Annotated in this window: 26 protein-coding genes; 15 read left to right on the top strand and 11 right to left on the bottom strand. The window is 75.7% G+C overall.

Annotated features, from left to right (window positions below; translation table 11 throughout):
• Positions 1 to 85 precede the first annotated feature (85 nt).
• Entirely contained in the window at positions 86 to 373 is a 288-nt protein-coding gene (locus tag BLS21_RS01405) for a GNAT family N-acetyltransferase (protein WP_091212821.1), read from the top strand.
• Positions 374 to 398: 25 nt separating this feature from the next.
• Here the strand turns inward: BLS21_RS01405 and BLS21_RS01400 are convergent, their stop codons facing one another.
• Positions 399 to 908: a VOC family protein gene (locus BLS21_RS01400; RefSeq protein WP_091212818.1), complete on the bottom strand. Its 510-nt coding sequence runs from the start codon at positions 906 to 908 to the stop codon at positions 399 to 401.
• Positions 909 to 1,008: 100 nt separating this feature from the next.
• Between BLS21_RS01400 and BLS21_RS01395 the strand changes: the two genes are divergently transcribed.
• Together BLS21_RS01395 and map are read left to right on the top strand one after the other, a co-directional pair.
• Positions 1,009 to 1,878, top strand: a complete 870-nt coding sequence (locus BLS21_RS01395; RefSeq protein WP_091213724.1) for a polysaccharide pyruvyl transferase family protein — start codon at positions 1,009 to 1,011, stop codon at positions 1,876 to 1,878.
• A gap of 91 nt (positions 1,879 to 1,969) precedes the next feature.
• Positions 1,970 to 2,740 (top strand): type I methionyl aminopeptidase, encoded by a 771-nt coding sequence (map, locus tag BLS21_RS01390; protein ID WP_091212815.1) that lies wholly within the window; start codon positions 1,970 to 1,972, stop codon positions 2,738 to 2,740.
• A gap of 61 nt (positions 2,741 to 2,801) precedes the next feature.
• Here map and BLS21_RS01385 read toward each other — a convergent pair whose 3' ends face one another.
• The 3 genes from BLS21_RS01385 to BLS21_RS01375 are packed head-to-tail and all read right to left on the bottom strand — an operon-like array spanning position 2,802 to position 5,636.
• Complete coding sequence (locus BLS21_RS01385; RefSeq protein WP_245699911.1) at positions 2,802 to 3,095, bottom strand: hypothetical protein; 294 nt, start codon at positions 3,093 to 3,095, stop codon at positions 2,802 to 2,804.
• A 4-nt stretch (positions 3,096 to 3,099) separates the two neighbouring features.
• Positions 3,100 to 4,245 carry a cystathionine gamma-synthase gene (locus BLS21_RS01380; RefSeq protein WP_091212813.1) on the bottom strand — a complete coding sequence of 382 codons (1,146 nt, stop codon included), beginning with the start codon at positions 4,243 to 4,245 and terminating at the stop codon, positions 3,100 to 3,102.
• Positions 4,242 to 5,636, bottom strand: coding sequence for a cystathionine beta-synthase (locus tag BLS21_RS01375; protein ID WP_091213719.1), 1,395 nt, complete (start codon positions 5,634 to 5,636; stop codon positions 4,242 to 4,244). The genes BLS21_RS01380 and BLS21_RS01375 overlap by 4 nt, the downstream gene beginning before the upstream one ends.
• Positions 5,637 to 5,911: 275 nt before the next feature.
• Here BLS21_RS01375 and BLS21_RS01370 point away from each other — a divergent pair, with 275 nt between their 5' ends.
• From BLS21_RS01370 to BLS21_RS24885, 7 genes are all read left to right on the top strand, one after another.
• Positions 5,912 to 6,118 (top strand): hypothetical protein, encoded by a 207-nt coding sequence (locus BLS21_RS01370; RefSeq protein ID WP_217635932.1) that lies wholly within the window; start codon positions 5,912 to 5,914, stop codon positions 6,116 to 6,118.
• Between the two features lie 50 nt (positions 6,119 to 6,168).
• Positions 6,169 to 6,948: an aldo/keto reductase gene (locus tag BLS21_RS01365; protein WP_091212811.1), complete on the top strand. Its 780-nt coding sequence runs from the start codon at positions 6,169 to 6,171 to the stop codon at positions 6,946 to 6,948.
• A 141-nt stretch (positions 6,949 to 7,089) separates the two neighbouring features.
• On the top strand, positions 7,090 to 8,310 hold the full coding sequence (locus tag BLS21_RS01360; protein WP_091212809.1) for a cytochrome P450 family protein: 1,221 nt from the start codon (positions 7,090 to 7,092) through the stop codon (positions 8,308 to 8,310).
• Between the two features lie 44 nt (positions 8,311 to 8,354).
• The gene (locus tag BLS21_RS01355; protein WP_091212807.1) at positions 8,355 to 9,398 is read left to right on the top strand and encodes an aldo/keto reductase; all 1,044 of its coding nucleotides are present in this window, start codon (positions 8,355 to 8,357) and stop codon (positions 9,396 to 9,398) included.
• Positions 9,395 to 10,183 carry an alpha/beta fold hydrolase gene (locus BLS21_RS01350; RefSeq protein WP_091212805.1) on the top strand — a complete coding sequence of 263 codons (789 nt, stop codon included), beginning with the start codon at positions 9,395 to 9,397 and terminating at the stop codon, positions 10,181 to 10,183. Before BLS21_RS01355 ends, BLS21_RS01350 begins: the two co-directional genes overlap by 4 nt.
• Positions 10,180 to 10,683, top strand: a complete 504-nt coding sequence (locus BLS21_RS01345; protein ID WP_091212803.1) for an XdhC family protein — start codon at positions 10,180 to 10,182, stop codon at positions 10,681 to 10,683. The genes BLS21_RS01350 and BLS21_RS01345 overlap by 4 nt, the downstream gene beginning before the upstream one ends.
• A gap of 158 nt (positions 10,684 to 10,841) precedes the next feature.
• Entirely contained in the window at positions 10,842 to 11,012 is a 171-nt protein-coding gene (locus tag BLS21_RS24885) for a hypothetical protein (protein ID WP_175479354.1), read from the top strand.
• 50 nt (positions 11,013 to 11,062) lie between these two features.
• Here BLS21_RS24885 and hisN read toward each other — a convergent pair whose 3' ends face one another.
• Positions 11,063 to 11,869 (bottom strand): histidinol-phosphatase, encoded by an 807-nt coding sequence (hisN, locus tag BLS21_RS01340; RefSeq protein WP_091212801.1) that lies wholly within the window; start codon positions 11,867 to 11,869, stop codon positions 11,063 to 11,065.
• 22 nt (positions 11,870 to 11,891) lie between these two features.
• Positions 11,892 to 12,068, bottom strand: a complete 177-nt coding sequence (locus BLS21_RS01335; RefSeq protein WP_091212799.1) for a DUF2795 domain-containing protein — start codon at positions 12,066 to 12,068, stop codon at positions 11,892 to 11,894.
• A 52-nt stretch (positions 12,069 to 12,120) separates the two neighbouring features.
• On the opposite strand from BLS21_RS01335, the gene BLS21_RS01330 reads away from it, so the two are divergent.
• Positions 12,121 to 12,657: a DUF2087 domain-containing protein gene (locus tag BLS21_RS01330; RefSeq protein ID WP_091212797.1), complete on the top strand. Its 537-nt coding sequence runs from the start codon at positions 12,121 to 12,123 to the stop codon at positions 12,655 to 12,657.
• 353 nt (positions 12,658 to 13,010) lie between these two features.
• Positions 13,011 to 13,442, top strand: a complete 432-nt coding sequence (locus tag BLS21_RS01325) for a hypothetical protein (protein ID WP_139176983.1) — start codon at positions 13,011 to 13,013, stop codon at positions 13,440 to 13,442.
• On the opposite strand, the gene BLS21_RS01320 is transcribed toward BLS21_RS01325, so the two are convergent.
• The gene (locus tag BLS21_RS01320) at positions 13,439 to 13,870 is read right to left on the bottom strand and encodes a VOC family protein (RefSeq protein ID WP_091212793.1); all 432 of its coding nucleotides are present in this window, start codon (positions 13,868 to 13,870) and stop codon (positions 13,439 to 13,441) included. The genes BLS21_RS01325 and BLS21_RS01320 overlap by 4 nt on opposite strands.
• Positions 13,871 to 13,906: 36 nt before the next feature.
• Here BLS21_RS01320 and BLS21_RS01315 point away from each other — a divergent pair, with 36 nt between their 5' ends.
• A complete protein-coding gene (locus tag BLS21_RS01315; RefSeq protein ID WP_217635931.1) occupies positions 13,907 to 14,590 on the top strand; it encodes a helix-turn-helix domain-containing protein in 684 nt (227 codons plus the stop codon).
• A 63-nt stretch (positions 14,591 to 14,653) separates the two neighbouring features.
• On the opposite strand, the gene rsgA is transcribed toward BLS21_RS01315, so the two are convergent.
• The 3 genes from rsgA to BLS21_RS01300 all read right to left on the bottom strand — a co-directional run bounded on the left by rsgA (position 14,654) and on the right by BLS21_RS01300 (position 18,465).
• On the bottom strand, positions 14,654 to 15,577 hold the full coding sequence (gene rsgA, locus BLS21_RS01310; protein WP_245699909.1) for a ribosome small subunit-dependent GTPase A: 924 nt from the start codon (positions 15,575 to 15,577) through the stop codon (positions 14,654 to 14,656).
• Positions 15,578 to 15,669: 92 nt separating this feature from the next.
• A complete protein-coding gene (gene aroA, locus BLS21_RS01305; RefSeq protein ID WP_091212789.1) occupies positions 15,670 to 16,950 on the bottom strand; it encodes a 3-phosphoshikimate 1-carboxyvinyltransferase in 1,281 nt (426 codons plus the stop codon).
• A gap of 54 nt (positions 16,951 to 17,004) precedes the next feature.
• Positions 17,005 to 18,465 carry an NAD-dependent succinate-semialdehyde dehydrogenase gene (locus tag BLS21_RS01300; RefSeq protein WP_091212787.1) on the bottom strand — a complete coding sequence of 487 codons (1,461 nt, stop codon included), beginning with the start codon at positions 18,463 to 18,465 and terminating at the stop codon, positions 17,005 to 17,007.
• A 170-nt stretch (positions 18,466 to 18,635) separates the two neighbouring features.
• Between BLS21_RS01300 and BLS21_RS01295 the strand changes: the two genes are divergently transcribed.
• Both BLS21_RS01295 and BLS21_RS01290 read left to right on the top strand, forming a co-directional pair.
• Positions 18,636 to 19,382 carry an SOS response-associated peptidase gene (locus BLS21_RS01295; RefSeq protein ID WP_091212786.1) on the top strand — a complete coding sequence of 249 codons (747 nt, stop codon included), beginning with the start codon at positions 18,636 to 18,638 and terminating at the stop codon, positions 19,380 to 19,382.
• Between the two features lies 1 nt (position 19,383).
• The gene (locus BLS21_RS01290) at positions 19,384 to 20,934 is read left to right on the top strand and encodes a fused MFS/spermidine synthase (protein ID WP_091212784.1); all 1,551 of its coding nucleotides are present in this window, start codon (positions 19,384 to 19,386) and stop codon (positions 20,932 to 20,934) included.
• Positions 20,935 to 21,088: 154 nt separating this feature from the next.
• On the opposite strand, the gene ybaK is transcribed toward BLS21_RS01290, so the two are convergent.
• Positions 21,089 to 21,562, bottom strand: a complete 474-nt coding sequence (ybaK, locus tag BLS21_RS01285; RefSeq protein ID WP_091212782.1) for a Cys-tRNA(Pro) deacylase — start codon at positions 21,560 to 21,562, stop codon at positions 21,089 to 21,091.
• Between the last annotated feature and the right edge of the window lie 159 nt (positions 21,563 to 21,721).

The raw sequence follows: 21,721 nt of genomic DNA, 5'->3' as shown, positions 1-21,721 counted from the left end.
GGCGGGACCCTGCCGGGCCGCCCGTCCTCCCACCCCCGCAGGCTCGGGGCGGTGCCCTGGACGGGGCCGAGGAGAATGTGCCGGCATGGAGCTCACCGTCACCGACGTCCCCGAGGCCGGCCGCTACGAGGCCCGTGCCGGCGACCGCGTGCTCGGCCTGGCCAACTACCAGCGGCGGGGCGACCGGGTGGTGTTCACCCACACCGAGGTCGACCCCGACGCCGAGGGCAGCGGCGTGGGCAGCACGCTGGTCCGCGGCGCGCTGGACGACGTCCGGGCACACGGGCGGCAGGTGGTGCCGCGCTGCTCGTTCGTCCGCGCCTGGATCGACCGGCACCCCGACTACGCCGACCTGGTCGACGCCTCCGCCTGAAGCGGCGGCCGGGACGGGCTCCCCCTCAGAGGACCTGGTGGCCGTACATCTCACCGAGCGGGTCGGCGATCAGCTCGATGCGTGCGCCGTCGGGGTCGCGGAAGTAGACCGAGACGCCGCTGTGCACCTCGTGCGGCACGTCGGCGGCGGTCAGCCGCTGCACCAGCTCGGACCAGCGCTCGGGGTCGACGCTGATGGCCATGTGGTGCAGCCCGCCGAGCACCTCGGCGTAGGGGCCGACGTCCAGGCCGGGGAAGTCGAAGAAGGCGATCAGGTTGCCGTTGCCGATGTCGAAGAAGAAGTGCGACGAACCGGGGTAGTCGCGGTTCTCGATCAGCTCGGTCAGCGGGAAGCCGAGCACGTCCTGGTAGAAGCGGACCGTGCGCTCGACGTCGCTGCTGATCAGCGCGGTGTGGTGCAGGCCGCGTGCGGTCGACGCCGGCCGCTCGCCCGAGGGCTTGAGGTGCGCCTCCCGGATCCGGGTGCGCTCTCGCTCGATGGCGGACAGGTCCAGGTCGCCGGCGGTGTCGCTCACGGGTCCTCCTCGGGGTCGGTCGGCGGTCGGGCAACCGCTGCGACCAGGATCTCGTTCCCCCGACGGGTCCCGGTCACCCGTCGGTGCGAGTCTGGTGACCATGCGTGTGCTGGTCGCCGGGTGGTTCTCCTTCGACGAGGTGATCGCCACCGTCGGCGACGAACTGGGCGCCGACGTGGTGGCCCGGTGGCTCACCGACCTGGGCGTCGACCACGACGTCGCCTGGGCGCCGTACATGGAGCGCGGCGTGGACTGGCGGGACGTCGACCCGGCCGCCTACACGCACCTGGTGTTCGTCAGCGGCCCCTTGGCCGACCGGCCGCTGCTGCGCGAGCTCACCGAGACCTTCGCCGGCGCACAGCGCTGGGCGGTCAACGTGTCGGTGGTGCAGGAGTCCGCACGGGTCCTGTTCGACCGGGTGTGGGAGCGCGACGCCGCGGGGCTGGCCCGCCCGGACCTCGCCGTCGAGGGCCCGGAGCCGCAGGTGCCGGTGATCGCAGTGGCGTTCACGCCGGTGCAGGGCGAGTACGGGGAGCGCAGTCAGGCCGGTCGGGTCCGCGACGCCATCGAGGAGTGGCTGGCCGACCGCGCGCTGCCCTGGTTCGAGCTCGACATGGACCTCTACGAGAAGCCGCACGCCCGCCGTCCGGCCCAGGTCGAGGCGCTGGTGCGCCGGGCCGACGTGGTGGTGAGCATGCGGCTGCACGCGCTGGTGCTCGGCCTCAAGCACGGCCGGCCGGTCGTCGCCTGCGACCCGATCGCCGGCGGCGCCAAGGTCACCAGCCAGGCCGCGGCGCTGGACTGGCCGCTCGTCCTGCCCGCCGAGGAGCTCACCGCCGAGGCACTCGACGCCGCCCTGGCGCGCTGCCTGTCCGGCGAGCTGGCCGAACGGGTGCGGGCGGCGGGGGAGCGGGGCCGGGCGGGCAACGCCCGCGCGCGGGCCTGGTTCGAGGAGCAGCTCGCGAGTTGAGCTCCCGACTCGCCGACGAGAGCACCGATCTCGCACGCTCGTGGGCCCGTGTCCGTGTGGGATCGCCGATCCCGCCGCCCGAGGAGGACCGTTGATCGAGTTGCGCACGCAGGGCGAGCTGGACGCGATGCGCGCCGCCGGAGCGGTCGTGGCCGACATGCTGGCCGCCGTCCGTGCCGCCGCGGCCCCGGGTGTCCGGCTCACCCAGCTGGACGAGGTGGCCCGCGCCGTCCTCGCCGACGCCGGCGCCTCCTCGCCGTTCCTCGGGTACGCGCCGCTGGCCACCACGCCGCCGTTCCCCGGCGTCGTCTGCCTGTCGGTCAACGACGTCGCGTTGCACGGCATCCCGACCCCGCAGGAGCTGGAGGACGGCGACCTGCTCAGCGTGGACGCCGGGGCCACCCTCGACGGCTGGGTGGGCGATGCCGCGATCACCTTCCCGGTGGGCACGCCCCGGCCGGAGGACCTCGAGCTCGTCGCGACCACCGAGCGCGCGCTGGCGGCCGGGGTCGCCGCGGCCGTCGTCGGCAACCGGGTCGGCGACATCTCCGCGGCGATCGGCGCGGTAGGCCGGGCCGGCGGGTGCGGGATCAACACCGACCAGGGCGGTCACGGCGTGGGCCGCTCGATGCACGAGCCGCCGTCCGTCCCGAACGAGGGCCGCCCCGGCCGCGGGCTGCCGCTGCGTCCGGGGTTGGTGATCGCGATCGAGCCCTGGTTCCTGGCGGGCGGCAGCGACGACTACCGGGTCGCCGCCGACGGGTGGACGCTGTACAGCGCCGACGGCAGCCGCGCGGCGCACGTCGAGCACACCGTGGCGGTCACCGACGACGGCCCCCGCATCCTCACCGCTCCGAGGTGAGCGGTCGGTCGCCGACCTCGCCCCGCAGCGCCAGGCGGGGACTGCTGCGCCACGTCGGCGATCACCGCCGGCCGAGCAGCGTCCAGATCTCCTCGGCCACCCGGTGGTACCGCTCCACCGGTCCGGCGGTGTCCTCGTCGAACCAGCGGACGAACTCCGCGTGCACGACTGCCCGGACGTCGTCGACCGTGCGGGCGTCCTGCAGGCGCACGGCGATGGTGCCGGCCTCAGGTGCGTACTCGTCGGGGTTGTCGCCGAACGCGATGCCGACGGGGTCGTGCCGGTAGAGCAGCGCCTCCAGCTCGGCGACCAGTCCCCGGTAGCTCGCGCGCAGCTCGCCCTCGCGGTCGCCCACGGTGTCAGGCGAGGGCCTGGTCCAGGTCGGCGACGAGGTCCTCGACGTCCTCGATGCCGACCGAGAGCCGCACCAGGTCGGCCGGCACCTCCAGCGGCGACCCGGCCGCGCTGGCGTGGGTCATCCGCGCCGGGTGCTCGATCAGCGACTCCACGCCGCCCAGGGACTCCGCGAGGGTGAACACCTGCGCCCGCTCGCAGACCCGCAGGGCGGCGTCCTCCCCACCGGCGAGCCGGAACGAGAGCATCCCGCCGAACCCGGACATCTGCTTGGCGGCGATGTCGTGGCCGGGGTGGTCGGGCAGACCCGGGTACCGCACGGACGCGACCGCCGGGTGGCCGAGGAGGAACTCCGCGACCTGGGCGGCGTTGGCCTGGTGCCGGTCCATGCGGACGCCGAGGGTCTTGATGCCGCGCAGCACCAGCCAGTCGGCCAGCGGGCCGGAGACGGCGCCCATCGCGTTCTGGTGGAAGGCGAGCCGCTCGGCCAGTTCGTCGTCGTCCCCGACGACCAGCGCACCGCCGACGACGTCGGAGTGCCCGCCCAGGTACTTCGTCGTCGAGTGGACGACGACGTCGGCGCCCAGCGTCAGCGGCTGCTGCAGGTAGGGCGAGGCGAAGGTGTTGTCGACGACGAGCAGCGCCCCGGCGTCGTGCGCCACCTCGGCGACCAGCGCGATGTCGGCGATGTTGAGCAGCGGGTTGGTCGGGGTCTCGCACCAGACCACCCGCGTGCTGGGCCGGATGGCCGCCCGCAGCGCGTCGACGTCGTTCAGGTCGGCCGGCGTGTGCTCGACGCCCCACCGCGAGGCGACCCTCGAGATGAGCCGGAAGGTCCCGCCGTAGGCGTCCCCGCCGAGCACGACGTGACTCCCCGGCTCGCAGACCGTGCGCAGCAGGGTGTCCTCGGCGGCCAGGCCGGAGGCGAAGGCCAGGCCGGTGCGGCCCTGCTCGAGGGCGGCCAGCGCCTCCTGCAGCGCCGTCCGGGTGGGGTTGGCGCTGCGCGCGTACTCGTAGCCGCCGCGCAGCCCGCCGACGCCGTCCTGCTTGAAGGTGGTCGCCAGGTGCAGCGGGACGACGACGTCGCCGGTGGCCGGGTCGGGGTCCTGCCCGGCGTGGATGGCCCGGGTGTTGAAGCCGGAGTAGCTCATGCGTCGACCGTAGGAGCCAGCCCCGCGAGGTGCCCGAGCACGTCCTGCCGGGTGACCACGCCGGCCGGCTTGCCCTCCTCGTGCACCAGCAGCGCGTCGGCCGTCCCGAGGGCCGCGACCGCGGCGCTGACCGGCTCCCCGGAGCCGATGATCGGCAGCGGCGGGGACATGTGCCGCTCCACCCGGTCGGCGAGGTTGGCCCGCCCGGCGAACAGCGCGTCGAGCAGCGTCTTCTCCTCGACCGACCCGACGACCTCGCCGGCGGTCACCGGCGGCTCGGCGCGCACCACCGGCAGCTGGCTGACGCCGTACTCCCGGAGGATGTCGATGGCGTCGCGCACCGTCTCGTTGGGGTGGGTGTGCACCAGCTCCGGCGTCGTCCCGCCCTTGCCGGCGAGCAGCTCACCGACGGTGCCCCGGGTGGCCTGCTCGAGGAAGCCGTAGTCGGCCATCCAGTCGTCGTTGTAGATCTTGCCGAGGTAGCCGCGCCCGCCGTCGGGCAGCAGCACGACCAGGACGTCGTCCTTGGTCAGGCGCTCGGCGGCGCGCAGCGCGCCGGCCACCGCCATGCCGCAGGAGCCGCCGACCAGCAGGCCCTCCTCGCGGGCCAGCCGCCGGGTCATCGCGAAGGAGTCGCCGTCGCTGACGGCGACGATCTCGTCGGCGATGGTGCGGTCGTAGGCCTCGGGCCAGAAGTCCTCGCCCACGCCCTCGACCAGGTACGGCCGCCCGGTGCCCCCGGAGTAGACCGAGCCCTCGGGGTCGACGCCGACGACGCGCACCCCTCCGCCGGAGACCTCCTTGAGGTAGCGGCCGGTGCCGCTGATCGTGCCGCCGGTGCCGACGCCGGTGACGAAGCAGGTGACCCGGCCGTCGGTCTGCTCCCAGATCTCCGGCCCGGTGGTCTCGTAGTGCGACCGCGGGTTGGCCGGGTTGGCGTACTGGTCGGGCTTCCAGCCGCCGGGGATCTCGCGGGCCAACCGGTCGGAGACCGAGTAGTAGGAGCGCGGGTCGGCCGGGTCGACGGCGGTCGGGCAGACGTGCACCTCGGCGCCGTAGGCCTTGAGCACGTCGATCTTCTCCTTGCCCACCTTGTCGGGGCAGACGAAGACGCAGCGGTAGCCGCGCTGCTGGGCGACCAGCGCCAGCCCGATGCCGGTGTTGCCGCTGGTCGGCTCGACGATCGTCCCGCCCGGCTGCAGCGCGCCGCTGGCCTCGGCCTCGTCGATCATCCGCACGGCGATGCGGTCCTTCACCGAGCCGCCGGGGTTGAGGTACTCCACCTTGGCCAGCACCAGGGGCGCGTCCGGCCCCAGGTCGCGGGTCACGGACGTCAGCCGGACCAGCGGGGTGTGCCCGACCAGTTCGATGACGCTCTCGGCGTACTGCACGCAGACCTCCTCGGCCGGCACCCCCGGCGGGCGCTCGGCGCCCCATCCCACCACCGGCGACGACTCCCGGGCCCGGGAGCCGTCGTACCAGCATGACGACGACGGACCTGCGGGCCGACGAGGGGTACGCACCGGCCACCGGTGGGTGCAGGTGTACCGGCGGAGCCTGGGGCAGGGCGGCACCCCGCTGGTGGTCGTGCACGGCGGCTGGTTCCCGAGGTCCTGGCCGGCATGGACCAGGTGGGCACCGCGGGGTCCGGGGGATCACCGCGCCGGTGCGGCCGGTCCACGGCGACGCCGACAGCGTCCCGCCCCCGCACGCCGCCGAGTTCTTCGCGCTGCTCGGCGGCGGCCTGCGCGACGCCGGGTGGGACGGCTCGGGGCGGTCGGCGTCCCGGCCGGCCGTCCTGCCCGGGCGCACCCACCACGACGTCTCCTCGAGCCCCGAGCTGGCGGTGGTCGTCGACGGGTTCCTCGGCTGACCGGGTCCCCGGGTGTTGTCGGCCGACCCGGTCAGCCGGGACGATGCGGCATGACCGAGAGCTTCCCCACCGTCCCGCTCGACGGTGCCCCCGGCATGCCGCTGCTCGGGTTCGGCACCTGGCTGATGAACGGCTCCGAGTGCTACGACGCCGTCCGCACCGCCCTGGACGCCGGCTACCGACACCTCGACACCGCGGCGATCTACCGCAACGAGGCCGAGGTCGGGCGGGCGCTGCGCGACTCCGGCGTCGACCGCGACGAGGTGTTCGTGACGACCAAGCTGCCGCCGCCACGGGCCGACCAGGCCGACCAGGTGCTGGAGGGGTCCCTCGACGCGCTCGGCGTCGACGCGGTCGACCTGTGGCTCGTCCACTGGCCGCCCGGCGGCGCCCGGCCGGACGTCTGGGAGCGCTTCGTCGCCGCGCGCGAGGCCGGCCGGGCGCGGGCCATCGGCGTGAGCAACTACTCGCTGGAGCAGGTCGACGAGCTGACCGAGGCGACGGGCGTGACGCCGCAGGTCGACCAGGTCAGCTGGGCACCGTCGCGGTACGACCCCGCGCTCCAGGCCGGGCTCCGGGAGCGCGGCGTCGTCCTCGAGGGCTACAGCCCGTTCAAGAACACCGACCTCGGCGACCCGGTGCTGCGCGAGGTCGCCGACGCGCACGGCGTCACGCCGGCGCAGGTGGTGCTGCGCTGGCACGTGGAGCACGGCGTCGTCGTCATCCCCAAGTCGGCCACCCCGGAGCGGATCCGGGCCAACCTGGCGATCGGCGGGTTCTCGCTCACCGACGACGAGGTCGCCCGGATCGACGGCCTGGCGCAGGTGTGAGCGCCACGGCGGACGGCGCCGGGGACGCGCCGTCCGCCTTGCCGCCGGAGCACGCGGCACCGAGGCTGAGGCGGTGACCCAGTTCCCGGTCCCCCTGTCCGGACCACCGGAGCAGCCCCGAGGCTCCAGGGGCGTGCCGAGGTGACCGCGGTCGACGCCTCGGTCTTCGAGGGCTCCTTCTGGCGCGACCCCTATCCCGCCTACGAGCGGCTGCGCGCACAGGCCCCGGTGCGCGAGGTGGCGCTGCCCCGGGGTGGCACCACGTGGCTGGTCACGCGCTACGACGACGTGCGCGCGGCCTTCACCGACCCCCGCCTGGTCAAGGACCACCGCGCGACCCTGCCGCCGGAGGTCCGCGCCCATGCCCCGCGCCTGCCGGGGCCCTTCGGTTCGATGATGATCCTGCTCGACCCGCCGGACCACACCCGACTGCGCCGGCTGGTCTCGCGGGCCTTCACCGCGCGGCGCACCGCCGAGCTGCGCCCCCGCATCGAGGCACTGGCCGCCGCCCTGCTCGACGCCGTGCCCACGACCGAGCCGGTCGACCTGCTTGCCACCTACGCGGTGCCGCTGCCCATGGCCGTCATCTGCGAGCTGCTCGGGGTGCCCGACACCGACCGCGACGCCTTCGGCACCTGGTCGCGCGCGCTGGTCGACGACCACGACGACGTCGACCAGCAGCAGGCCACCGCGGGTCTGGCCGAGTACCTGTACGCCCTCGTCGAGAGCAAGCGGCGCGCCCCGGACGGCGCCCTGATCTCGGCTCTGGTCGAGGTCTCCGAGGCCGGCGACCAGCTCAGCACCGAGGAGGTCGTCGCGATGGGCGTGCTGCTGCTCATCGCCGGCCACGAGACCACGGCCAACCTCATCGGCAACGCGGTGCTGGGCGTGACCACCGACGCCACGCTGCGCGAGCACCTGCTCGCCGACCCGCAGCGGATCCCCGCGGCGGTCGAGGAGTTCCTGCGCTGGGACGGCCCCGTGCACAACGCCCCCCTGCGCTTCGCCGCCGAGGACGTCGAGTACTCGGGCACCACCATCCCCGCCGGGTCGGTGGTCACGCTGTCCGTGGGCGCGGCCAACCGCGACCCGGGACGCTTCGACCGGCCCGAGCTGCTCGACCCCGAGCGCGACACCGGCGGGCACCTGGCCTTCGGTCACGGGATCCACTTCTGCCTGGGTGCCCCCCTGGCGCGCCTGGAGGGGGAGGTGGCCCTGCGGTCGCTGCTCGACCGGTTCCCCGACCTGCGCCTGGCCGTCCCGCCGGAGGACCTCCACCACCGGCGCAGCGTCATCGTCCACGCCCTCGAGACGCTGCCGGTGGTCCTGCGCCCCCCGGCCGCGGGGAGCGCCTCCGCGTAACCGGCCGGTGGCGGGCCCGGGCGAGGCGGGACGAGGATGCCGGGGTGACCTCTCCACCTCCTGTCGGCACCCGCACGCTCGGCCGCGACGGCCTGGTCGTCTCCGCCCTCGGCCTGGGCTGCATGGGCATGAGCCAGATGTACGGCGCGGCCGACCGCGGCGAGTCGATCGCGACCATCCACCGTGCGCTCGACCTCGGCGTGACCTTCCTCGACACCTCCGACGTCTACGGCGACGGGCACAACGAGGAGCTGGTCGGCGAGGCGATCGCCGGACGGCGCGACGAGGTGCAGCTGGCCACCAAGTTCTCGCTGTCGCGCAACGACCGCGGGGGCATGGACATCGACGGCCGCCCGGAGAACGTGCGGGCCCGCGCCGAGGCCAGCCTGCGCCGGCTCCGGGTCGACGTGATCGACCTCTACTACCAGCACCGGGTCGACCCGAAGGTGCCGATCGAGGACACCGTCGGGGCGATGGCCGACCTCGTGCAGCAGGGCAAGGTCCGCCACCTCGGGCTGTCGGAGGCCTCGGCCACCTCGATCCGCCGCGCCGTCGCGGTCCACCCGATCGCCGCACTGCAGAGCGAGTGGTCGCTGTGGACCCGCGACCTCGAAGTGGCCGGGGGCGGTGGGGCGGGTGGGGACGCGGTGCTCGGCGTGGCCCGCGAGCACGGCATCGGCGTCGTGCCGTTCAGCCCGCTGGGCCGCGGCTTCCTGACCGGTGCGATCCGCAGCCCGGAGGACTTCGGCGAGGACGACTGGCGCCGCGGCCACCCGCGCTTCACCGGCGAGGCCTTCGCGGCCAACCTGCGGCTGGTCGACGCCGTCCGGGCGATGGCCGAGGAGAAGGGCTGCACGCCCGGCCAGCTCGCGCTGGCCTGGGTCCTCGCCCAGGGGGACGACGTGGTGCCGATCCCGGGCACCAAGCGGCGCCGCTACCTGGAGGAGAACGTCGCGGCCGCCGCCGTCGAGCTGTCGGCCGAGGACCTCACGCGGCTGGGGGAGATCGCCCCGCCCGGGGTCGCGCAGGGCGGTCGGTACGTCGACTCCTCCTACAGCTACGGCGACAGCCCGGAGCGCGTGGCGTGACCGTGCCGGCGACGAGGCTGCGGGTGCCCGGGGCCGACGGCGTCGAGGTCGCCCTGCACCGGTGGGGCGCCCCCGGTGACCTGCCGCCGGTGTACCTCCAGCACGGCTTCGTCGCGGACACCCGGCTCAACTGGGTCGGCACCGGGACCGTCGGCGTCCTCCTGTCGGCCGGTCGGGAGGTCGTCGGCGTCGACGCCCGCGGGCACGGGAGGTCGGACAAGCCGCACGACCCCGCCGCCTACGGGGAGCGCCGGATGGCCGACGACCTGCGGCGGGTGGCCGACGCGCTCGGCCACGACTCCTTCGACCTGGCGGGCTACTCGATGGGCGCGACGGTCGCGATGCTGACCGCGGCCACCGACCGGAGGGTGCGCCGGCTGGTCGTCGGCGGTGCCGGTGCCCCGTTCGTCGAGCCGGGTGGTGCCGAGCGCCACGCCGCCCTGATGGCCCGGCTGGCCGCCGCGCTGGAGGCGGCCGACGTCGCCGACGTGCACGACCCCGCCACCGTCGACTTCCGCCGGATGGCCGACGCCCTCGCCGCCGACCGGCACGCCCTGGCCGCGCACGCCCGCGCGGTGCACACCCGTGCGGTGGACCTGGCCGCCATCACCGCGCCCACGCTCGTCCTCGCCGGCGACGCCGATCCGCTGGCGGACCGCCCCGAGGCGCTCGCCGCGGCCATCCCCGGTGCCCGGGTGGCCGTCGTCCCCGGCGACCACTCGACCGCCCTCCGGACGCCGGCCTTCGCGGCGGCGCTGGTCGACTTCCTCGGGGAGCCGTCGTGACCGACCCGAACTGCGGGGTGGCCCACGGGGCACCGGCGCCCGAGGTCACGGGGCGGGTGCTCGTCGCGGTGTTCGCGTCGCCGGTGGCCGAGGTGCTGCTGCGCTGGGCGCCCGAGCTGGGCTTCCGCACGGTGCTGCTCGACCCGGACCCCTCCCGAGGCGCCGGTGCGGTGGATCTGGCCGACGTCCCCGGAGACCTCTCGGGCGCCGACGTCGTCGTCACCGACCACCACCGTCCCGAGCTCGGCGAGGTGCTGCGCGACGCCCTCGCCCGCCGGGTGCGCTGGGTCGGGGTGATGGGCAACCCGCGGCACGAGGGCCCGCACGTGGCGGCGCTGGCCGCGCTCGGCGTCCCGCCCGAGGAGGTGGCGCGGGTGCACCGGCCGATCGGGCTGGACATCGGCTCCCGGACCCCGGCCGAGATCGCGCTCAGCACGCTGGCCGGGCTGCTGGCCGACCGCAACGGCCGCAGCGGCGGGTTCGCGCACCGCCCGACCTGAGCGAGCTCGCGAGCTCACGCAGGAGCACAGCCACCCGGCCGGGACCGGAGCCGGCGGCCGCGCTCGACCGGTGGCGTGCGGAACGGGGGCCGCGGCTGGCACGTTGACCGGCGCAGGAGGGCGGAACGGCCGCCCGGACGAGCGGAGGAGGACCGGCGATGGCGTCGCTGTTCAACAAGCTGACCCAGTTCGCGAACACGCCGAAGGGCCGGCAGGTCATCGCGCAGGCCACCGAGAAGGCCCAGCAGCTGGCCAAGGACCCGAAGACCCGGGCGAAGATCGACGACGCCCGGCGCCGCTTCCAGGGCGGTCGCGGCACCGGTCGCTGAACGGGACGCACACCGGCCGGCCCCGCGCTCGGGGCGGGCCGGTGTGCGTCTCAGGCGGCCGGGTCGGGCTGGCGCAGCAGGCCCAGCGCGGCGTCGTGCAGCCGGCCGTTGGTGGCCAGCGCGCTGCCGCCGGTCGGGCCGGGGACGCCGGAGAGGTCGGTGAACGTCCCGCCGGCCTCGCGCACGATGACGTCGAGGGCGGCGAGGTCCCACACCGAGACCTCGGGCTCGCAGGCGAGGTCCACCGCGCCCTCGGCCAGCAGCACGTAGCTCCAGAAGTCGCCGTAGGCGCGGGTGCGCCACACCGACCGCGTCAGGTCGAGGAAGCCGCCGAGCAGCCCGCGCTCCTCCCAGCCGGAGAGGCTGGAGTAGGACAGGCTCGCGTCGTCCAGCCGGCCGACGGCGGACACCGTGCAGCGGGTCGCCGACTCCAGCCGCCGGCCGGTCCAGGTCCCCACGCCCTTGGCCGCCCACCAGCGGCGGTTGAGCGCCGGCGCGGAGACCAGGCCGACGACCGGCTCGTCACCGTCGAACAGCGCGATGAGCGTGGCCCACACGGGCACGCCCCGCACGAAGTTCTTCGTCCCGTCGATCGGGTCGAGCACCCACCGCCGCGGGCCGTGGCCGGTCGTGCCCATCTCCTCGCCGAGCACCGCGTCGCGGGTGCGCGCGCGGGCAAGCGTGATGCGCAGCTGTTCCTCCACGGCCCGGTCGGCGTCGGTGACCGGCGTGAGGTCCGGCTTGGTGTCGACCTGGAGGTCCAGCGCACGGAAGCGGTCCAGGCTGATCGAGTCCGCCTGGTCGGCCAGCACGTGCGCCAGGTGCATGTCCCCCGTGTAGTCCCGGCCCGGTGTCATGGGCACCGAACCTAGCGGGCGCTCAGTCGAAGACCGCGGCACTGACCCCGCTGGGGCCCTCGTACTCCCGGTCGTCGATCTTCTGCAGCGCCTCGAGCACGTCCTTGTCGCCGCCCTTGGCGTGCTCGAGGATCTGCTCCTTCGTGGCCGGGTAGTCCATGCCCTTGAGGGCCTTCTGGATGTCGATGGGGCTCACCATGGCCCCGGCCTACCCCCGTCCGCCGCGGGCGATGCGCGGATACCGTCGGGGAGTGCGCGCCGCGACGATCGCCGGGCTGCTGGCCGACCCCGCCCGGCTCAAGGTCGTCGCCGCCCTCGCCCTGGGCGCCGGCACGCTCGAGGAGGTCGCCGAGGCCACCGGGCTGCCGCTGAAGGACGTCGCCCTGGCCGCGCGCCGGCTGGGCCGGGCGGGCCTGGTCCGCCGTGACCGGCACGCGCTCGAGCTGCTGACCGAGCAGTTCGGCGCCGCGGCCCGCGCCGCCGCCGAGGCCGCCCCGCCGCCCGAGCCGCTGTCCGACGACCCCGCCGAGGACGCCGTCCTCTCCGCGTTCGTCCGCGACGGCCGGCTGGTGTCCATCCCGGCCCAGCAGAGCAAGCGCCGGGTCGTGCTCGAGCACCTGGTCCGCGTCTTCGACGTCGGCGTCCGCTACCCCGAGCGCGAGGTCAACGCGCTGTTGGCGGTGTGGCACCCCGACACCGCCGCGCTGCGCCGCTACCTGGTCGACGAGGGCCTGCTCACCCGGGACGCCGGCCTCTACTGGCGCAGCGGCGGCTGGGTCGACGTCTGAGGATCCTCCCGGGGGCGGCTCGCGCCGCGACGCCGAGGCCGACTGCGGGGACCCGCAGATCGGCAGCTCCTGACCGGTCCGGGCACCCGGCCCCCGTGCGGTGGGGAAGCGGTGGATCCGGCCTGCACCGCGGGGCCGGTGCTCCCCGGCGCGCTGGTCGCCGTCCCCGCGGGAGCCGGACCGGTCGCTGACCGGCGTCGGCGGCCGGGACCTCGAGGTGGAGGACGCCGGCCGCGACGGCTGAGGTGGTCGAGTGGCGGGTTCCCGTGGTCCCGCGGTCCCGTGGCCACGACGGGTCGCCGCTCGGGGCGGACCCGCTGGCCGGGGAGGCTGCCGGGTCCCGCACTCCTCCGGTGCCCGACGCCGACGACTTCCGCGCCCTCGCCCGGTCCTCGCCGTGGCGCTGGACGACGCTGCGCCTCACCGAGCGCCGGAGGCACGACCGGACCTGGTCGGAGCCGGTGCACGCGTGGCTGCGTCGGCCGGACCTGCTGCGCGTCGAGGACGCCGCCGCGCGGCTGCTCGACGTCGTCCGCGGGACCCCGACCGTGTCCGCGGTCCTGGGCAGCGGCCCCTGGGACCCGCCCCCGCCGGTGGGCGACCCGGTGCTCCGCACCGACGGGCTGGTCGCCGTGCGGCCGGACGGGGCGCACCTGGAGGACCCGATGTGGCAGGACCACCGCTGGGTCGCCGAGCTGGACCCGGCCGAGCTGGCCGACGGTCGCGACGGGCCGCCGCTGGAGCTCGAGCGCCGGCGCCGGAGCCAGGCGCGGAGGCAGCGCTAACCGAGGTGGACGGTGCCGTCGGCGCCGACCGACCAGCCCGGGTTGTGCGCGACCTCCCAGACGACACCGTTCGGGTCGGCCACCAACGCGTGGAACACCCCGCCGAAGGCGCCCTCCTCCGGCGGGGTGAGCACCGTGCCACCGGCCGCGACCATAACGTCGACCAGCGCGGTGACCGCGTCCCGGTCGGCCACGTCGTGCGCCAGCGTCACGCCGGAGACGGCGGGCCGCGCCGGGCCGCGGCCGAGGTCCTGCGCGAACTTCCCGGCCTCGAAGAAGGCCAGCACCGTGCCGGGCGCGATCTGGAAGAAGACGATCTCGCCGGGGACGTCGAGCAGCGGGCGCCAGCCCAGCCCGTCGACGTAGAAGCGGCGGGCGGCGTCGAGGTCGGCGGTGGCCAGGGTGGTGAAGTGGACCTGCTGTTCCACGGGGGTCTCCTCGTCGGTCAGGGGCAGACTCGGCCTGTGAGCGGCTACCGGGAGGTGCGGGGGATGCGCACGGGTGCCGTCCTGTGGCGGGTCACGGCCGGCCCCGGGCACCGGGTGCTGCCCGACGGCGCGGTCGACCTGCTGTGGTGGCGTGAGCGCCTGGTGGTCGCCGGGCCGGACACCCGCGCGGTCGTCGTCGACACCGCGCCCGGCGAGGAGATCGCTGGACTGCGGCTGCCACCGGGTGCGGCGGCCGAGTTGCTCGGCCGGCCCGCCAGCGAGCTCACCGACGTCCGCACCGACCTCGCCGAGCTGGTCGGTGCCCGCGCAGCCGACCCGGGACGCGGCGCCTCCCGTCCAGGGGAGCTGCTCGAGCGGGCCTACGCCGCCCTGTGGCGACGGGCCGACCCCGACCCCGCCGCGCTGCGGCTGGCCGCGGCGCTCGACCGATCCCTGACCGTCGGCACCCCGGTCGGGCGGGTGGCCGCGCGGACCGGCCTGCCGCTGCGGACCCTGCACCGGGTCAGCACGCGGGCGTTCGGCTACGGCCCGAAGACGCTGACCCGCATCCGCCGCTTCCAGCTCGCCCTCGACCGGGCCCGGCGCGGTGAGCCCCTGGCCGAGGTGGCCGTCAGCGTCGGCTACGCCGACCAGGCGCACCTGACCCGCGAGGTCACCCGGCTGGCCGGGCTGCCGCCGCGGCGGCTGCTCGGGGGCTGAGGGTGGGGGCACGCCTCGAGCCTGGTCCCGATCGGGGCGGCCGTCTTGTACGGATCGGCCGGCTCAGTAGCCGGGGCCGAGCTGGCCGACGGCGTCGAGCAGGCGGCGCAGGCTCTCCAGCCGTTCGCGGCGGGCGGGCGGGCCGGCGCCGGCCCAGGCGTCCAGCGCGCAGTCGGGGTCCTCGGCGGTGTGCCCGCAGCCGGGCGGGCAGTCCACCGCGGCCTCGGCGACGTCGTCGAACGCGGCGACGACGTCCTCGGCGGTCACGTGCGCCAGGCCGAACGAGCGGATGCCCGGGGTGTCGATGACCGTGCCGCCACCGGGCAGGTCCAGCAGCACCGCCGAGGACGACGTGTGCCGGCCCTTGCCCACCTTGGTGACCTCGCCGGTGGCCCGGTCGGCGTCGGGCACCAGCCGGTTGACCAGCGTGGACTTGCCGACGCCGGACTGGCCGACCAGCACGCTCATCCGTCCGTGCAGCCGCTCCAGCAGCGGGTCCAGCGGCGCCTCCCGCGACATCGGGACGGCGTCGACCTCCAGGCCCGCATAGCGGTCGAGCAGCGGCTGCGGGCTGGCCAGGTCGGTCTTGGTCAGGCAGAGCAGCGGCTCGAGGCCACCGGCGTAGGCGGCCACCACGCAGCGGTCGAGGAAGCCCAGCGCGGGGTCGGGGTTGGCGACCGCGGTGACGATGACGAGCTGGTCGGCGTTGGCCACCACCACGCGCTCGGTGGGGTCGGTGTCGTCGGCGGTGCGGCGCAGGGACGTCGTCCGGTCCTCGATGACGACGATGCGGGCGAGGGTGTCCGGCCGGCCGCTGGTGTCGCCGACCAGCCGCACCCGGTCGCCGACGACGACCCCGTGCCGGCCCAGCTCGCGGGCGCGCATCGCGGTCACCTCGAGCGGGACGCCGTCGGGGCCCTCGATCCGCACCGTCATCCGGCCGCGGTCGACGGCGACCACCAGGCCCGGCACGGCGTCGGAGTGCATCGGCCGGGTGCGGGTGCGCGGGCGGGAGCCGCGCCGGCTGGGCCGGACCCGGACGTCGTCCTCGTCGGACCGGGAGTCGTGCCTGCGGGGACTCAGGGCAGGGCTCCCGCGGGCGTCTCCAGCATCCCGTCCCACCGCGCCACGAAGTCCGGCAGCGTCTTGCTCACCGCACCCGGGTCGCGCACCTCGACGCCCTCGACGGCCAGCCCGAGGACGGCCGCGGCGTGCACCATCCGGTGGTCGGCGTAGCTGTCCAGGCACGCCGCCCGGTGCGGCCCCGGCTCGATCACCAGGCCGTCGGGCAGCTGCTCGACGCGGGCGCCGACCGCGGTGAGCACCTCGTCGAGCGCCTGCAGCCGGTCGGTCTCGTGGCCGCGCAGGTGACCCACGCCGGTCAGCCGGGAGGTCCCGTCGGCCAGGGCGCAGAGGGCGGCCAGCACCGGCGTCAGCTCGCCCACCTCGCCGAGGTCGGCGACCAGCGGGCGGATGGTCCCGGTGCCGGTGACCCGGAGGCCCTCGTCGGTGCGCTCGACGCCGGCGCCCATGGCACCGAGCAGCACGTCCAGCCGGCCGCCGGGCTGGGTGGTCTCCGCGGGCCAGTCGCGCACCGTCACCCGCCCGCCGGTCACCAGCGCCGCCGCGAGGAAGGGGGCCGCGTTGGACAGGTCGGGCTCGAGCACCTCGTCCCGCGCGGCGACGGGGCCGGGGGTCACCCGCCAGCCCCGCTCGGTGCGGACGACGTCGACACCGCGCTCGCGCAGCGACCCCACGGTCATCTCCACGTGCGGCATCGACGGCACCCCGCCGGCGAGGGCGAGGTCGAGGCCCTCGTCGAAGCGGGCCGCGGCCAGCAGCAGCCCGGAGACGATCTGCGAGGACTCGCTCGCGTCCACGGTCACCGCGCCGCCGCGCACCCGCCCGGTGCCGTGCACGGTGAACGGCGCCCGTCCGCGGCCGCCGTCGTCCAGCTGCACGCCGAGGTCCCGCAGCGCCGCGATCAGCCCGGCGTTGGGCCGCTCGTGCAGCCGCGGGTCGCCGTCCACCCGCACCGGGCCGTCGGCCAGGGCGGCGACCGGCGGCAGGAACCGCAGGACGGTGCCGGCCAGGCCGGCGTCGACCTCGGCCGGGCCGCGCAGCGGACCGGGGGTGACGACCCAGTCCCCGCCGTCCTCCTCGATCCGCACACCCAGGGCCCGCAGCGCCGCCGCCATCAGGTCGGTGTCCCGAGCCCGCAGCGGCCGGACCAGCCGGCCCGGGCCGTCGGCGAGCGCGGCCAGCACCAGCGCCCGGGCCGTCAGCGACTTCGACCCGGGCAGCGCCACGACGGCATCGACCGGGGTGACGCGGTGCGGCGTCGTCCAGACCTCGCTCACGGGACCATCCTGCCCTGTCGCGCCGACCGGCCGGCCGGCGCGACAGGGCAGGGCTCAGCCCGCGGCCGCGGCGTCCGCCGGCTTCGACTTCTTGGCCCCCGCGACGCGCACCAGCCGGCGGTTGGCGAACTCGAACATGCCCAGCTCGGAGAGCTCCCGGCCGTAGCCGGAGTTCTTCACGCCGCCGAAGGGCAGCTCCGGTGACGTCCCGGACGGCGAGTTGATCCACACCATGCCGGAGTCGACCTGGTCGGCCACCCGTCGGGCACGCTCCACGTCGCCGCTGAAGACGGTGGCCGACAGCCCGTACGGGGTGTCGTTGGCCAGCCGCACCGCCTCCTCCTCGCTGGAGACCCGGTGGACGACGCCGACCGGGCCGAACAGCTCCTCGCGGTAGGCGCGCATCTCCGGGGTGACGTCGGCCAGCAGGGTGGCGTGGACGTAGGCCCCCTCGCGGTCCGGGCGGCCGCCGCCGGCCAGCACCGTGGCGCCCTTGTCGATCGCGTCCTGCACCTGGGCGGTGAGGTCGGCCGCGGCGCGCTCGGAGGACAGCGGGCCCAGCCGCGTGGACGGGTCGCTGGGGTCACCCGGCTGCAGGCCCGAGAAGACCTCGGCGAGCCCGCTGACGAACTCGTCGTAGACGTCGTCCATGACGATGAAGCGCTTGGCGGCGATGCAGGCCTGCCCGGCGTTCATGGTCCGGGACATCGCCGCGGCCTTCACCGTCTTCTCCACCTCGGGGGCGTCGAGGACGATGAACGGGTCGCTGCCGCCGAGCTCCAGCACCGACTTCTTCAGGTACTTGCCGGCCAGGGAGGCCACGGCGCTGCCCGCCCGGTCGCTTCCGGTCAGCGTCACACCGGCCACGTGCGGGTGGGCGATGACCTGCTCGACGTCGGAGATGCGCAGGAAGAGGTTGGTGTAGACCCCCTCGGGGACGCCGGCGTCGTGGAACAGCTGCTCCAGCGCGAGCGCGGTCTGCGGGTTGTTCTCCGCGTGCTTGAGCAGGATCGCGTTGCCCAGCACCAGGTTGGGCGCCGCGACGCGGGCCACCTGGTACAGCGGGAAGTTCCACGGCTCGATGGCCAGCAGGACGCCGGTCGGCTCGTTGACCACGACCGCCTCGCCGTCCATGACGTCGATGGGCCGCGGCTCCAGGAAGCGGGGGCCGTTCTGCGCGTAGTAGTCGAAGATGCCGGCGACCAGCATGGCCTCACCGGCGGCCTCGCGGACCGGCTTGCCCATCTCGCGGGTGATGAGCGCGGCCAGCTCGTCGCGGCGCTCGGTCACCAGCTCGCCGATCCGGCCGACGACCGCGGCACGCTCCTCAACCGGCCGGCGGCGCCAGTCCTGGAAGGCCGCGTGCGCCTTCTCGACGACGCCCGGGACCTCCTCGCTGTCGAGGAAGGGGAACTCCTTCTCGGTCCGGCCCGTGGCCGGGTTGACCGTCGCGTACGGCCGGTCGCCGGTGGTGCTCGCGGTCTTGCCGACCGGGACGGTCTCGGTGGTGGTCACTGCTCTGTGCCTCCGTCGCGCTGCTCGGGTGTGTCCGGTCCCGTCCTACCCCTCGCCTCCCGGGGCACGCGCAGGGGGCGGCGGATGTCGGCACGGCGATCTACGCTCGCGATCACGGTCCGCCGGACCGAGCCGCCGCCCGCCGTCCGCCCGCAGGGAGGAGTGCCGCCGTGTGTGGCCGCTACGCCGCCAGTCGCCGTCCCGAGGACCTCGTCCTGGAGTTCGACGCGGTCCCGGCCGAGGGGCAGCCCCCGCTCCCGGCCGACTACAACGTCGCCCCCACCAAGGACGTCTACGTCGTGCGCACCAAGCGCGAGCGCGACGCGGAGGGGGCGCCCACCGGTGCCGCGCACCGCGAGCTGCGCGCCGTCCGCTGGGGCCTGGTGCCCTCCTGGGCCAAGGACCCGTCCGTCGGCAACCGGATGCTCAACGCCCGCGTCGAGTCGCTCACCGAGAAGCCGGCCTTCCGCCGCGCCGCCCGCTCCCGCCGCTGCCTGGTGCCGGCCGACGGCTGGTACGAGTGGGCCAAGAAGCTCGACGGCCCCGGCAAGCAGCCGTACTACACGACCCCGCGCGACGGCTCGGTGCTCGCCTTCGCCGGCCTCTGGGAGGTCTGGGGCGAGGGCGACGACCGGCTCTACACCTGCACGGTCATCACCCAGCCCGCCGTCGGCGCGCTCACCGAGATCCACGACCGGATGCCCCTCGTGCTGCCCCGCGAGCGCTGGGCCGACTGGCTGGACCCGGCGCGCGAGGACGTCGCCGAGCTGGCCGCGCCGACCCCGCCGGAGCTGGTGGAGGGCCTGGAGGTGCGGCCGGTGAGCCCCGCGGTCAACAGCGTGAAGAACAACGGCGTCGAGCTGACCGCCCGCGCCGAGACGGTCGCCGCGCCGGCCGACCAGCCCGCGCTCTTCTGAGGTGGCGGGCACCGGGGAGGCCCTGGCCGAGAGCGCGGACCGGGCCCGCTCGGCCGCGCTGCCGGACTGGGTGGCCGCCGTCGTCACCTTCCTGGCCTCCGGCGCCGTGCTGGTGCTCGAGATCGCCGGGCTGCGGCTGATCGCGCCCTACGTCGGCATCACCCTGCAGACCAACACCGCGGTCATCGGCTTCGCGCTGGCCGCGATCGCGGTCGGGGCCTGGATGGGCGGTGCCCTGGCCGACCGCACCGACCCGCGCCGGCTCATCGCGCCGCTGCTGGTCGCCGGTGGCGCGCTCGTGGTCGCCGTCCTGCCGCTGGTGCGCTTCGCCGGGTCGGTGTTGACCGGTGCCGACGCCGGGAGCGTGCTGCTGCTGGCCGCCGTCGCCGTCGTCGTCCCCGCGGCGCTGCTGTCGGCGGTGCCGCCGATGGTGGTCAAGCTGCAGCTGGCCAGCCTCGCCGAGACCGGCTCGGTGGTGGGCCGGCTCTCGGGCATCGGCACCCTCGGCGGGATCGCCGCCACGTTCCTCACCGGCTTCCTGCTGGTCGCGGTGTTCCCGACCAGCGGCATCCTCGTCGGCACCGGCCTGGTCGCCGTCCTGGCGGGGATCGCGGTCGGGGTGCTGCTGCGGCGGCGGACCGGTGGTGCGGCCGGGCGGGTGCCGGCGGCGCTGCTCCTGCTGGCCGTGGTCGGCGCGCTGCTCGCCGCGGTCGCGCCCAGCCCCTGCCAGGCCGAGACCGCCTACCACTGCGCGCGGGTGGCCGCCGATCCCGAGCGGGACAGCGGCCGGGTGCTGGTCCTCGACACGCTGCGGCACTCCTACGTCGACCTGGCCGACCCCACGTACCTGGAGTTCGCCTACGTCCGGGCGATCGCCGCGGTCACCGACGCGATGGCGCCGGCGGGCGAGCCGCTGTCGGCGCTGCACCTCGGCGGCGGCGGGGCGACCGTGCCCCGCTACCTCGCCGCCGTCCGCCCGGGCACCGAGAGCCTGGTCATCGAGGTCGACCCCGGGGTCGTCGAGATGGACCGCGAGCAGCTCGGGCTGACCGAGACCGACGGACTGCGCGTCGAGGTCGCCGACGCCCGCGTCGGGCTCGAGCAGGAGGCGCCGGGGGAGCGCGACCTCGTCGTCGGCGACGCGTTCGGCGGGCTGTCGGTGCCCTGGCAGCTGACCACCGTGGAGGCACTGGGCCTGGTCGACCGAGCGCTCACCGACGACGGCGTCTACGTCGCCAACCTCATCGACCACCCGCCGCTGGGCTTCGTGCGCGCCGAGCTGGCCACCCTGCAGGCGGTCTTCCCGCACGTCGCGCTGCTCGCCCGGGACGCCGTCCTGGCGGGGGAGGAGGGCGGCAACGTCGTCGTCCTGGCCTCGCAGCAGCCGCTGCCGCTCGACGCGGTGGGCACCGCGCTGGGCCGGCGGGACCTGGACTGGCGGGTGGCCTCCGGCGCGGAGCTGGCGGAGTTCGTCGGGGAGGCCGAGGTGCTCACCGACGACCACGCGCCGGTCGACCAGCTGCTCACCCCCTACGCCACGGCCGGTTCCTGAGTCCGGCCCCGTCCCGGTTCCCGCCCCGAGCCTGCGCCCCCTGTGCCCGCCCCAGCGGTGATCATGGACCTGCGGTGGCGACACGCTCACGACCGACGGCGTGTCGCCACCGCGGGTCCATGATCGTCCGGGAGAGCGGGATGCAGCCGGGCCGTCAGCGGCCGATCGCGGCGGTGCGCGCGCGGGTCAGCCGCACCAGATCGGCCGGTGCCAGCTCCACCTGCAGGCCCCGCCGTCCGGCGCTGACCATGACGGTCGGGAAGCCCAGGGCGGACTCGTCGACGACCGTCGGCAGGGCCTTGCGCTGCCCGAGCGGGCTGATGCCGCCGAGCACGTAGCCGGTCGTGCGCTCGGCGTCGGCCGGGTCGGCCATCGTCGCCTTCCGCCCGCCGGTCGCCGCCGCGAGCGCCTTGAGGTCCAGGCTCCCGGCCACCGGGACGACGGCGACGGTCAGGGCGCCGTCCACCCGGGCGACCAGCGTCTTGAAGACCTGCCGCGGATCCTGGCCGAGCGCGGCCACCGCGGCCTCCCCGTACCCGTGTCCCTCGGCGTGCTCCGGGTCGTAGGTGTACAGGGTGTGGGCCACCCGGGCCCGCTCGAGAGCCCGCACCGCGGGGGTCGCCGCCACGCTGCGGGAGCGTAGCCAGCGGCGCCGCCCATCTGGTTCCACCTCACACCGGGGAATGGGTGCCCCCGCCCGCACGGTTGGACAGGCCGTGAGCAGCACCCTCTCCACCAGCGCACGCCAGCGCCCCGCGCTCCGGCGGCCCCCGGGCCGGCCGGGTGC

The organism is Geodermatophilus siccatus (genome assembly GCF_900103785.1).
Lineage (GTDB): Bacteria > Actinomycetota > Actinomycetes > Mycobacteriales > Geodermatophilaceae > Geodermatophilus > Geodermatophilus siccatus.
This window is presented reverse-complemented; position numbering and strand designations above follow the sequence as displayed.